The organism is Paenibacillus sp. J22P59 (genome assembly GCF_059383895.1).
Genome location: NZ_JBXENX010000001.1, coordinates 436,977 through 450,946 on the forward strand (window position 1 = coordinate 436,977; position 13,970 = coordinate 450,946).

The 13,970-nt window shown below is 51.5% G+C and carries 1 protein-coding gene; it reads left to right on the top strand.

Annotated features, from left to right (window positions below; translation table 11 throughout):
- Position 1 precedes the first annotated feature (1 nt).
- Positions 2-13,951: an SDR family NAD(P)-dependent oxidoreductase gene (locus AC50YO_RS02095; RefSeq protein WP_494842613.1), complete on the top strand. Its 13,950-nt coding sequence runs from the start codon at positions 2-4 to the stop codon at positions 13,949-13,951.
- Positions 13,952-13,970 lie beyond the last annotated feature (19 nt).

Consider the following 13,970-nt stretch of genomic DNA (forward strand, 5'->3'; position numbering starts at 1 on the left):
GGTGAAGACCATAAGCAAACAAATCGCCTTGTCACTAAAGAATCCGATTATTCAAAACCATGTGGTTTATGGGCAGGAAGTGCTGCCTGGATTGGCCTATATCGATATGCTGTATCAAATATTTAGAGAAAGCGGATATGCTTACTCCCGCCTTCAGCTGCGCAACTTGTCCATCTACCGTCCGTTGGCGGTAGGGAAAAACACGGTCACGGTACTCAGCATCCAGTGCAAGGAAGCTTCGAATGGCCACTGGCAGATTACGGTGGAAGGCCAAGAGCAGCAAAACGGCCAAGCGATTGCGGCTTCCAAGCAGTACTTAAAAGCGGAGATGCTGGAAGGACCCGAAACGAGCTTCGAAGAATCCCTCGATCTAGATGTATTGACAGGAAACGTCGGTCGAAAAGTCTTGCTGGATGAACTGTATGAACAGTGTCGGAATCAGGAACTGGTGCATACCGGCTTAATGAAAGCCGAAGGCCAGCTTCATGAAAACGAAACGGAAGTCCTGATTGATATCGCCGTCGGAGCGGAATATCAGTCACAAGCCGGGCAGTTCATGTTTCATCCTGCCCTAATCGACGGCAGCGGAGTAGGCTCTAATCGGCTGCTCTCCGCTTTGCTGGAGGAAGAACAAAGGCTGTATCTGCCTTTATTCTACGAATCCTTCAGCGCTTCAGAACTGTTGCAGGAAGGATGTTTTACACGCATTCAGCATTCTTCCTTCCGCCTTGAGAAGGAACTGATTTATCTGACTTTAGAGTTTTTCAACAGAGCGGGCAAGAAGGTCGCCGAGTTGAAGAACTTTACAAGCAAACTCGTACGAGGAGCCGAATTGATTAATCCACAACGCAAAGGAGCAGCCCTTTCGGAGCAAGAGCGTAGCCTTGAGAATAAGGATTCGCGCTTGCAAATGTCGGCTGAGAAGGCATCACAAGGCGGTACCGCAGAGTATGAGGAAATTGAACTTTTTTTGCGTCAACTGATCGCACAGCGATTGGGCACACCGGAAGATGAGATTGAAACCGATATCGGCTATTACCAAATGGGTCTGGACTCGCCGGGACTACTACAGGTGGTGGAAACGATCGGAGACCACATTGGCGCAAGCTTGTCTCCGACTTTACTATTCGAATATACAACCGTTAGCGAACTAGCCACTTATCTCAATGAGCATTACGCCCATGCGTTCCTGGCATCGCTTCCTGAAGCAAAGGGAGTCTCCGATCCATATGGCGCTGAGCCGATCACGCACACAACGCCAGCAGAAACTGCCATTCAGGGCACCCAGGAAACGGGAGGCTCATTCTCCCGCACAACCGTGGCGAGGGGAGAAAATGATATCGCCATCATTGGCATGGCGGGCCGTTATCCGCAGGCGAGCAATATTCACGAGTACTGGAGCAACCTCACAGAGGGAAAAGACTGCATTACAGAAATCCCTAAATCCCGTTGGGATTGGCGGCGGTTCGAGGATATGACCTCGCCTTCGGGAAAGAAGCTATCCAGATGGGGCGGATTCATCGATCATCCAGACTGCTTCGATCCGCATTTCTTCCGAATCACGCCGAGAGAAGCGGAAACGATGGACCCCCAGGAGCGGCTATTTCTAGAGACGTGCTGGGAAACGATCGAAGACGCCGGCTATACGCCCAAAACGCTGGTTCAGCCAAGCGGCCGTTATAACAGGCAGCACATTGGCGTGTTTGTCGGGGTGATGCATAAGGACTATACCTTGGTTGGCGCCGAGGGCATGACAGACGAGAACCGATTCCCTTTGTCGCTCAATTATGCGCAAATAGCCAACAGGGTGTCGTACTTCTGCAATTTTCATGGCCCTAGTATGGCGGTGGATACGGTCTGCTCATCCTCGTTGACGGCTGTTCATCTGGCGCTGGAGAGCATCCGTCACGGGGAGTGCGAGGTAGCCTTGGCCGGTGGCGTGAATCTGTCCTTGCATCCGAGCAAATATATGACCTACGGAATTTGGGATATGTTCTCCAGCGATGGATACTGTCACACCTTCGGCAAAGGAGGAGACGGATATGTTCCCGGCGAGGGGATAGGAGCTGTCTTGCTCAAGCCTCTTAGCAAAGCCGTGCAGGACGGAGACCGAATCTACGCGGTCATCAAAGGGAGTGCGATTAATCATGTAGGCACAGTGAGCGGAATTTCGGTGCCGAGTCCCGTGGCGCAGGCTGATGCGATTGATTCTTGTTTGGCGAAAGCCGGCATTGACCCGCGGACGATCTCTTATGTGGAAGCCCATGGCACAGGCACATCCTTGGGCGACCCGATCGAAATCCAGGGTCTGACCAAAGCTTTCGAGGCTTACACGCAAGAAAAGCAGTTCTGTTCGATCGGTTCAGTGAAATCGAACATCGGACATGCCGAGTCGGCCGCCGGCATCAGCGGACTATGTAAGATTGCGCTTCAACTTCACTATCAGACGCTCGTGCCATCCTTGCATTCAGAAGAGCTCAATCCGTATTTGCAATTGAACCAAACGCCGTTTTACGTGCAGCAGACGACAGAAAGATGGAAGCAGCCGCTAGTGAAGGTAAATGGCGAAGAGATTCGCTATCCACGTCGGGCGGGACTCAGCTCTTTTGGCGCAACAGGCTCGAATGCTCATCTCATCTTGGAAGAGTTTATTCCTGAAGCTGGCCAGAACACCGTAGAGGAGCCTCATACTCTCGAACCGACTCCGGCGATTGTCCCGCTGTCTGCCAAAACGCAAGAAAGACTTCAGGCTTATGCAATGAAATTGTCTGGCTTTCTGCATGAAGGAATTCGGCTCCGGGACTTGGCATACACGTTGCAGGTGGGCCGGGAAGCAATGGAGGCACGGGTAGCATTTCTGGCAAAGGACCTTCCCGATCTGATCGCTAAGCTTGATGCGTTTGGCGCAGGCCGGGAAACGATCCGGGATTGCTGGAGCGGACATGTCCGGAAAGGCAAAGAAAAGCTTCCCAGAGACACCTTGACCTTGTTCCCGCAGCGGGTGGCAGAAGCGAATATGTCTCAAATCGCTGAAAGCTGGGTGAAAGGCATTGAGTTGAATTGGCAGGCGTTGTACGAATCTGGTCTACCTAATCGAATCAGCCTGCCGACTTATCCCTTCGAGAAGGTGCGCTATTGGCTGCCAGAGCCTATGGCGACAGAGACTCGCACAGTCCTGCAGCCGAAAAATCCGGCAGTTGATAACAACCTTCATCCGCTACTGCAACAGAATGTTTCGGACATTTCGGGTGTCCGTTTCCGTTCGGTGTTTACAGGCAATGAATTCTTTCTTTCCGATCATACCGTAAAAGGGGATCGACTCTTGCCTGGAGCCGCTTATCTTGAAATGGCGAGGGCTGCGATTGAGCAGGCAGTACCAGCTCATGAGCAAGCGCGTATTAAGCTTCGCAGCATCGTCTGGCTTCGACCTTTTGTTGCCCGGGAACGGGAAACAGAACTGCAAATCCGTCTGTATCCTGGGGAGCAAGAAGAATTGATCTACGAAGTCTGCGGACCCTCGGAAGGTAGCGAATCGACACGAACCGTTTACAGTCAAGGAAGAGCGGTGTACTCCCTTCTTGAAGACTCCAAACCTCCGATATGGGATCTTCAAGAGCTGCTAGCACGCTGTAGTAGAGGCACTATTGCAGCTGATTCTTGTTATGAGGCTTACAACAAAATGGGAATTGTACACGGAGACGGGCACCGGGGAATCGCCGAACTGCATGTGGGAAAAAATCAGGTATTGGCCAAGCTGTCGCTGCCATCTTCCTTTGACGGCTCGACAAACCCCTATGTTTTGCATCCGAGCTTGGTAGATTCAGCCTTGCAGGCAACGATCGCTTTGAAGTGGAACGGGGAATATTTCGAGTTTGACGCCAATCGGCCTATGCTGCCCTTTGCATTAGAGGAAGCCGATATTTTCGGTCCGTGTCCATCTACGATGTGGGCGTATATTCGCTATAGCGAGGGAAGTGGAGCAGCAGACAATGTGCTCAAATTAGATATCGATTTGATAGACGATGTGGGCAACGTATTTGCAGCTCTGAAAGGATACTCGGCTCGAGTGCTGGATGATAGGGCGGGAACAAGCAATTCCTCAAACGGGTCCTTATATATGGAGCCGGTTTGGGAAGAGCGAGCGGCTTACGCAACTTCTGGGAATCCAGAGTTTGGCGTTCGCAGGGTCATCCTGTGCGACTGGGATCCGTCGGTGGAGCGCAGTGTGCGGGAGGTCGCGGACAGCGTGCTCTTGCAAGACAGAGCTACTCGAATCCATCGTCGCTTCGAACATTTCGCTGTGCAAGCGTTTGAAGACATACAGAAACTCCTGAAATCCCGGCCAAAAGAGAAGATACTTGTGCAGCTTGTAGTGCCTGTACAGGAGGGAACTCAACTGCTCAGCGGACTCGCCGGTTTGTTGAAAACCGCGCAATTGGAAAATCCGGCGTTGACCGGTCAGTTGATTGAATTGGAGCCTGTCAGCACTGCGGAGGACATCCTCCACCACTTGAAGGAAAATGAAAATTTCCCGCACGACAAGCACATCCGGTATGTGAAGAACCAGCGTTGGGTAGCCGAGTGGAAGGAATGGGAGTTTTCCGGGGGAAAAGAGCTTATTCCTTGGAGGGATCACGGCATCTATCTCATTACCGGAGGCGCAGGAGGACTGGGATTGATTTTTGCTGGCGAGATTGCCGGGAAAATCAAAGAGCCTATCCTAATCCTCACGGGACGTTCGCCGCTTACGCTCGAGAAGCGGTCTCAGCTGCAACAGCTGGAACAATTGGGAGCGAAAGTGGTTTATAAACAAATGGATCTTGCACAAGAAGCCGATACCTTCGGTCTTATCGAATCGATTCTGGCGGATTATGGACGTCTCAACGGCATTATACACAGCGCAGGTATTATTCAAGACAACTTCATTATCAAAAAAAGTACGGAAGAAGTACAAGCTGTTTTGGCTCCTAAGGTAAAGGGACTTGTCCATCTGGACGAGGCAAGCAAGGAGCTGCCGCTGGATTTTTTCATTCTCTTTTCATCCGGTGCAGGAGTGGTGGGCAGCTCGGGGCAAGCGGATTACTCCATGGCGAATGCTTTCATGAATACATACGCAGAATATCGCACGGAGCTCACGACTGCGAAGCTTCGCCAGGGCAGGACGCTGTCCGTGAGCTGGCCACTCTGGAAAGATGGGGGCATGGGGGTCGATCCCGAAACCGCTAATGCGCTTATGAAGCAAACGGGTATGACGGCTATGGCGACGGAAACAGGCATTCGGACACTGTACCAAGCATGGACAGCGGGAAAAAATCGGGTGATGGTTGTGGAAGGCGTCGTAGCACGGATACGTTCCTTTATGAACCAGGTGAATCTCACATCCGGAGCTCCTGTTAAGGAAAAACGGGTTAACCCGCAAATGGCAGAAGGGCTCTTTCGCGAAAAAGTTGAGAATTATTTTAAGAGTGTGCTTGCTTCCGTCACTAAGCTGCCGGTTAACCGAATCGAAGCGGATGCTCCTATGGAGAAATATGGCATTGATTCGATTATAATCATGCATCTTAACGGGGAATTGGAGAAAACTTTCGGATCATTGCCCAAAACTTTGTTTTTTGAGTACACGGATATCCGGTCTTTAACCGACTACTTTATGGAAACCCAGTTCCACAAGCTGACGGAATTGTTGGGGATTCCCGAACAAGCCGAACCGGCAGCCGATTTCGCGGCAGAGAGTACGAGGGAGCCGGAGCCGATTCTATTCGAATCGAGACAGCGCAGCCCTTTCTTGCATGTACAGCGACCTGTCGAAGCGCCCAATGAGATCAAAGAGTCCGTACAAGAAGACTATGGAATTGCGGTCATCGGGCTGGCGGGACGCTATCCTCAGGCGGATAACGTTCAGGAGCTTTGGAGGAATTTGACAATCGGAAAAGATTGCATCATAGAAATTCCTGATGACCGCTGGGACCACAGCTTATATTATGACGCAGAGAAGGGGAAACCGGGAAAAACCTACAGCAAATGGGGGGGATTTATTAACGACGTTGATAAATTTGATCCGCAGTTCTTTCATATCTCGCCAAGAGAAGCGGAGCTTATGGACCCTCAAGAGCGACTATTTTTGCAGTGCGTTTACGAAACGATCGAGGATGCGGGATATACGAGGGATAATCTGACCGGGTACAAAGGGACTGACATGGGAAGCCGTGTTGGCGTTTATGTCGGAGTGATGTACGAGGAATACCAACTGTATGGCGCACAGGAGCAGATTTTGGGTCGTCCGCAGGCGCTCAGCGGCAATCCTTCGTCGATCGCAAACAGGGTATCTTACTTTTTCAACTTTCAGGGTCCTAGCATCGCCTTGGACACGATGTGCTCTTCATCTTTGACTGCGATGCATCTCGCTTGCCAGAGTTTGCGGCAGGGAGAGTGCGAGGTAGCCATTGCCGGCGGCGTGAACGTCTCGATTCATCCCAATAAATATTTGCTGCTGGGACAGGGTAATTTTGTTTCGAGCAAGGGGCGGTGCGAAAGCTTCGGCCAAGGCGGAGACGGCTATGTGCCCGGCGAAGGCGTCGGGGCCGTGCTGCTTAAACCTTTGTCCAAGGCGATAGCTGACGGGGATCACATTTATGGAATCATCAAAGGAACAGCCGTCAACCATGGGGGCAAGACGAACGGGTACTCTGTACCGAATCCAGCTGCTCAAGCCGATGTTATCAGACGCTCTTGGCATGCAGCGAAGGTTGATCCGAGATCGGTGAGCTACATTGAAGCGCACGGGACAGGGACGACACTGGGAGATCCGATTGAGATTGCGGGATTGGCAAGGGTATTTGAGGAGCATACAAAAGAAAAGCAGTTTTGCTCAATCGGATCGGCCAAATCCAATATCGGTCATTGCGAAAGCGCAGCGGGAATCGCCGGGTTAACCAAGGTACTGCTTCAACTTTCATATGGTCAACTGGTGCCATCGCTTCATTCCAGTACGTTAAACGAGAATATTGATTTCACGAATACGCCATTTAAAGTCCAACAGGAAATGGCCGAATGGAATCGACCTACAATTGAGGTCGGCGGACAAAAGCGGGAATTCCCAAGAATTGCTGGCGTATCTTCGTTTGGCGCTGGAGGGGTGAACGCTCATGTGGTCGTTGAAGAATATAGAACGGACAGAAAGACTGAAGTAGAGAAAAGTACGGTTTCTCCATCCTCGCACGGACCGGTCGTGATTGTGCTGTCGGCGTGGAACGCAGAGAGACTGACGGAACAAGCAGAACGACTGCTTGCCTCCCTACAAAAGGGTAAGTACAGCGATGCTGATCTGGTACGTATCGCGTATACGCTGCAGGTTGGACGCGAAGCAATGAACGAACGCTTGGCCCTGCTGGCGGGAAGTATTAAGGAGTTGGTGGAGAAGCTGCAGCTGTTCGTCGATGGCCCTGAAGGGGTGGCGGAGTTATACCGGGGCCAAGTGAAGGCGAATAAAGATGCTTTGGCAGCCATTGCGTCGGATGAGGATATGACGGTCACGATCGAAGCATGGATCAGAAAAGGGAAATACGCCAAGCTTATGGATCTTTGGACCAAAGGGTTGAAAGTTGATTGGAGTAAGCTCTACGGGGGCATCCGTCCGATGCGCATCTCTTTGCCGACCTATCCATTCGCCAAAGAACGCTTCTGGATCGGAGAACACAGCAGGAAGGCAGGGCTCGTGAATGATGATGGAAAAACTTCTTCATTTGAGCCTTGCACTGCAGGACAGCCGATTGTTGCTGATTCTTCGCAGGTTGAACCTCTCCTTCCAGCGATGCCGGCAATCGCGCAGGCGAGCGCTATTCCGGTTCACGTAGCTTTGCGGCCCTTAAGTGATGATACTTTCCAATCGGTACAGAGGGCGGAGGAGATATCTGGCGATCTGTCAGCTGCTACGGTTTCAAAGCTAGACACTATAGTCCTTCCAGCCGTATCCATAGAAGTCTTACAGGCTGAGATGAAAGTGAGTCTGGCGGAAATTCTTTATATGCGTGAAGAAGAGGTTGATACGGATGAAGCATTTGTTGACCTTGGAATGGACTCGATTACGGGTTTGGAGTGGATCAAAGCCCTCAATAAGCAGTACGGAACCTCGATTCCGGTTACCAAGGTATATGACTATCCTACAATACGAAATTTTGCTGGATACCTGCAGACCATGATGTCGAAGCAGCGCGATGAAAAAGAAACGGTCAAGCTCTCCGGATTAGACATGTCGATCGCTGGGCCCGTTATGCCCGCTCCTATCGTTTTGCGACCTCTGCAAGACGAAGTCTGGATCAAAAGCGCCGCAAAAGTAAGCGAGGACAAATCCCTTTCGGCTGTAAGGACAACGGTCGCCATTTCTCCCGGCTCGAAGTTAATCACCGTCTCATCAGCGGAAGTATTACAGGCAGAACTGACAGCAAGCTTGGCCGAAGTCTTGTATATGAGCGAGAATGATATCGACGCTGACGAGAAATTTATTGACCTTGGGATGGACTCGATTACAGGTGTGGAATGGATTAAAGCTCTCAATAAGCAGTACGGAACTTCGATTCCGGTTACCAAGGTATATGATTATCCTACAATTCGAGATTTTGTCGGTTATTTGAGGAAGGAACTTAGCGTATCCGGCGATGCGAACAAGAATGTTGTCCGAGAATTAATATCCAATCCGATGAAACTTACGCATCCTGCGGAAGCGGAAGTACTTGCTGAAACAACGGTTATACCAAGCGGTTCTGCGCTTCAATTACCGTCAATTTCCGCCCCACCGGCCACGGAGCTCTCAAAGAAAACGTTAGAGAACGAATCGGCTGCTGCCAGAGAACCTATTGCTATCGTGGGAATGTCGGGAAGATATCCAGACGCAAGTAATCTTAGGCGGTATTGGGAGAATCTTGTGCAGGGCGCAAATTCTGTCCGAGAAATACCCGCATCCCGCTGGAACGTGAACCAGTACTACGATCCGAAGCCGAGCAAGAAGGGGAAAATTTATTGCAAATCGCTTGGAATGCTGGAGGATATCGAGTGCTTTGATCCTTTATTTTTTCAGATTTCTCCTTCGGAAGCTGAGCTGATGGATCCCCAACAGCGGATTTTCATGGAGGAGGGATACAAGGCATTTGAGGATGCGGGGTATAGTCCTTCCTCGTTGAACAATACGAAATGCGGCGTTTATTTAGGGTTGATGAGCAGTGAATACGGCAGCATGATGAACGAAAACCACACAGGTGCCAGCGCAACCGGCAGCAGCTATGCGATTGCTGCGGCGCGTATTCCGTATTATCTCAACCTGAAAGGACCGGCAATCTCCATCGACACGGCCTGTTCCTCTTCCTTAGTAGGTACGCATTTGGCTTGTCAGGCTTTGGCGAGCGGGGAAGTTGACATGGCGCTCGTGGGCGGCGTTACCTTGTACCTGACTCCGGGATCGTACATTAGCATGTGTACGGCGGGCATGTTGTCGCCCGACGGACAATGTAAAACCTTCGATAACAGCGCCAACGGTTTTGTTCCCGGAGAAGGGGTCGGCGCTCTGGTTCTCAAAAGGCTCTCAGACGCCGAAGCTGCTGGAGATCAGATCTATGGGTTAATTGTGGGGTCTGGGATTAATCAGGACGGCAGAACCAACGGCATTACAGCCCCCAGCGCGAGCAGCCAAATGGAATTAGAACGAGAAATTTATGATAAATACAACATTAACCCAGAGAGCATCAGCTATGCAGAAATGCACGGGACCGGAACGAAACAGGGTGACCCTATAGAATTGGATGCCCTGTCCACGGTGTTTAAAGAAAAGACCGAGAAGAAAAACTTTTGCGCCATCGGCTCGGTCAAAAGTAACATTGGCCATACATCGGCGGCATCGGGGATTGCAGGCGTCCAAAAAGTGCTGCTGTGCATGCAAAATAAAACGCTCGTGCCTACTCTGCACTTCCATCAACCCAACGAGAATTTTGATTTCGACAACTCACCGTTCTATGTCAATACTCAGGCGAAGCCATGGACAACTGCCACAAATTCGCCTCTGCGTGCATGTGTCAGCTCCTTTGGCTTCAGTGGAACAAACGCGCATGTGGTGATTGAGGAGTATGTTCCGAGCAAGACATCGTCCTCAGCGTTGCCGGCTTCTCGGAAATCCGGAGAGCCGCTGCTCATGGTCTTGTCCGTCAAGAAAAAGGAGCAGCTGAATGCCCAAGTCGAGGCGATGCGGGAATTCCTGATTGCTTGCCCGGATCTTGAGCTTGCAGATGTTGTCTACACGCTTCAAGTCGGACGTGAATCGATGGACTATCGCTTGGCTGTTGTTGCGGATTCACGAGAGAAGCTGCTGGAGCTGCTTGAGGCCTATCGCTCCGGTCGTCCAGCGGAAGATATCTTCACCGCCCACGTGAAAGAGAGCCGGAAGGAAATTCGAATCTTTGAAACAGACGAGGACGCCAAGGAATTGTCGGAATCTTGGATCGCGAAGAACAGGCTGCACAAGATCGCGGATTTGTGGGTAAAGGGATGGAACCTAGACTGGAACAGGCTGTATGGGGAGATCAAGCCCCGCCGTATCAGTTTGCCGACCTACTCATTTGCCAAGGAGCGGTATTGGTTGCCTAAGCACTTGCTTCAATCCGATCACGTTCCGGAACTTGCTTTAACCGTTGAAGCTGCTAGGTCCGGGATCGTAGTAAATGAACGGGTTCCTCGCTTGCTGAGAAAGCATTGGAGGCAAAGCTCTTCCGTAGAAGCAAAGAAAAGCGTTCAATCCATTGTGATCATGGCGAACTCGGAGACCGCGAGCCTGGCGGGGGAGTTATCCCGCTATTTCCCGCAGCACCAGATTGTGGATGCGGAGCGGCTCGACATCATGGTACCTGAATACAATTGGCATAATTATGACGCTATGGTGGACCTGATCGGCTGTGGAAACACAACGGGCGATTCAACTGGTTGGATGAACTGGCTACAAAAACTGGTTGAACATGGGAACAAAGAGGGACTGACACTGCTAGGCGTTACTAAAGGTTTGGAATCGTTTCAAAATGGCTTAGTGAATCTGGCAGGCGCTTACCGTTCCGGGCTGTACCGCATGCTTCAAAGCGAATACACCTATCTGCATTCAAGGCATATGGATACGGATGCTCATGTCGAAGACCCTGAATTAGCGCGGCTGATTGCAGAGGAGCTGTCCTTGGTCAGCGAGGAGCCTGAAGTGTGCTACAGGAAAGGACAACGTTATTGTTCTCTACTGGAAGAAGAGCCGTTTGCGGACGAGAGAGGAGAGTGGATGGCTGAGACGGAAGCTTTCCCAGAAGATCATGTCCTGCTCATTACAGGGGGAACACGTGGACTCGGCCTCTTGTGTGCTCAACATTTTGTTCGAAAGTATAACGTGAAGAAGCTGGTGCTTACCGGACGGGAACCATTGCCTCCAAGAGAGGAGTGGGAACGGCTCAAGCAGTTCAACGACTCTGTAGGCAAGAAAATTCAAGCCGTACAGGAACTGGAAGCCTTGGGTATCCAAGTACTTGTTCTGTCGCATCCCTTATCGGATGAGGCTGCACTCCGGCAGAGTCTGCAGGATATCGGACGCAATTGGGGGCCGATCGGCGGAGTGATTCATTGCGCGGGCATGGCAGACTGGAGAAATCCTGCCTTTATTCGGAAAGACGTCAAGGATATCCGACAGGTTCTGGAGCCCAAAGTGGAGGGACTTAAAACGTTGTATCGCCTGCTCCAGAAGGAGTCGCTGCAGTTTTTCGTCCTCTTCTCATCCGTATCGGCGGTTGTGCCTTCCCTTGCCTCAGGACAAAGCGATTATGCCATGAGCAATGCTTATATGGATTATTTTGCCGAAGCGAATCGAGAAGAAGCGCCGATCATCAGCATTCAATGGCCCAACTGGAAAGAAACCGGCATGGGCGAAACTAAAAGCAAGTCGTACGCGGAGACCGGTCTATTGAGTATGACCGATGCAGAAGGCTTGCAGTGGTTGGATCGGATATTGGCGCGGAGACTTCGATCCGTAGTCCTGCCCGCTGTTGTTCATAAGGGACACTGGAAGCCGGAGTTGCTTATGCGCCGTGACGTACGAAAAATGTTCCCGTCCGGAACGGAGAACGTACCCGTGAAATTGCCTGAAAGCGCAAGTACGCAGGCGCTGGACAATGTTTATGAGAAAACACAAGCTTGGCTGCTCGACTTATTCGCCAAGGAGCTGAAGATCCATCCCGACCACTTGGCGGTGGATGAACCTTTTCAGGAGTACGGGGTCGATTCCATCATCCTGACCCAACTGCTGCAGCAAATAAACGGGGAGATACAAGCTGAACTTGATCCGTCTATCATCTATGAGCGTCCAACCATTCAAAGCTTTGCAGCCTGGTTGGCCAAAGAATATACGGCTGCGTTGATCAGAGTGACCGGGAACTTGACGGCAGACGCTGTTGATAAGGCTTCTTCTGAGCAAAGTCCTACTGAACGGCTCCTAGACCGAAACCAGTCAGAGCTGCCCGATAAGCTAGAAAACAGGTTGAGTAATGGAGGTTCCTCTGCGAATGATATTGCCGTCGTCGGTCTTTCCTGCCGCTTTCCTGGCGCAGAGAATCTGGACGCTTTTTGGGAACTCCTGTCGCAAGGGCAGTCGGCAATTCGTCAGGTTCCTCAGGAACGATGGAATCATGAAAGCATTTGTTATGCGGGACTGTTGAACGATATTCATCAATTCGACCCGTCCTTCTTCCAGCTTTCTGAGGAAAACGCCAGGGCAATGGATCCGCAGGCGCTCGCGGTGCTGGAGCAATGCCTCAACCTTTGGTATCACGCGGGGTACGAGCATGAGGAGGTCAAGGGTAAACCTATTGGCGTATATCTGGGTGGACGAAGCCAGCATAGACCGACAGAGGAGAGCTTGCTGCACGTACGCAATCCGATCGTTGCCATGGGGCAAAATTATTTGGCAGCCAATGTCTCACAATTCTTCGATTTGCGCGGTCCGAGCGTCGTCCTCGATACCGCTTGCTCTTCCGCGCTGGTCGGCATGAATATGGCCATTCAAGCGATTCGCAGCGGCGATATCGAAGCTGCGGTCGTAGGCGGGGTCAGCCTGCTGGATACGGATGCCGCTTACAGCATGTTCCGACAACGGGGGATTTTGTCCGAAGGATCTTCCTTCCACATATTCGATAAGCGGGGCAACGGAATCGTGCTCGGCGAAGGCGTGGGCATGGTTCTGCTCAAGACAGTGGAGCAGGCGCGCCTCGATGGGGATTCGATATATGCCGTCATTAAAGCGGCAGCCGTTAATAATGATGGCCGAACTGTAGGTCCGGCAAGCCCGAATCCGCAAGCGCAAAAGGACGTCATGCTGGCGGCTTTGACCAAAAGCGGAAAACGCCCAGACGAGATCTCGTATATCGAGGCGAACGGCTCGGGCTCGACCGTGACCGACTTGCTGGAGCTAAAGGCCATACAGTCTGTCTACCGTCCCGAAGGGCCGGTTCCATTAAGAGTAGGCTCGGTGAAGCCGAACATTGGGCATCCGCTTTGTGCTGAAGGCATTGCTAGTTTTATTAAAGTCGTGCTAATGCTCCAACACCGCCGTCAGGTTCCGTTCTTGTCTGGAGAGCAGGCGATGCCTCATTTCGATCTGGGATCTGCGGGTATCCAATTCAACCGCAGAGAGGCAGAGTGGGGAGAACCTTTACCAGTGGCAGCGATCAACTGTTTCGCCGACGGAGGCACAAATGCACATGTCATCGTGGAAGCTTGGGCGGAGCAGGCCGAATATTTGACTCGTCGTCATCCATTGGCTGCTCCGGAATTGAAGAAGCGGTCCTTGTCTGCGGAAGACGCTGCGATGGCACCGACCGGGAAGATAGCGAAGGAGCTTCAAGTCGCAGAGGGTGCTAGAGGGGTATTCTGGAAAACCTTTGCATAAGAGAGGAGTTGCCACAAAC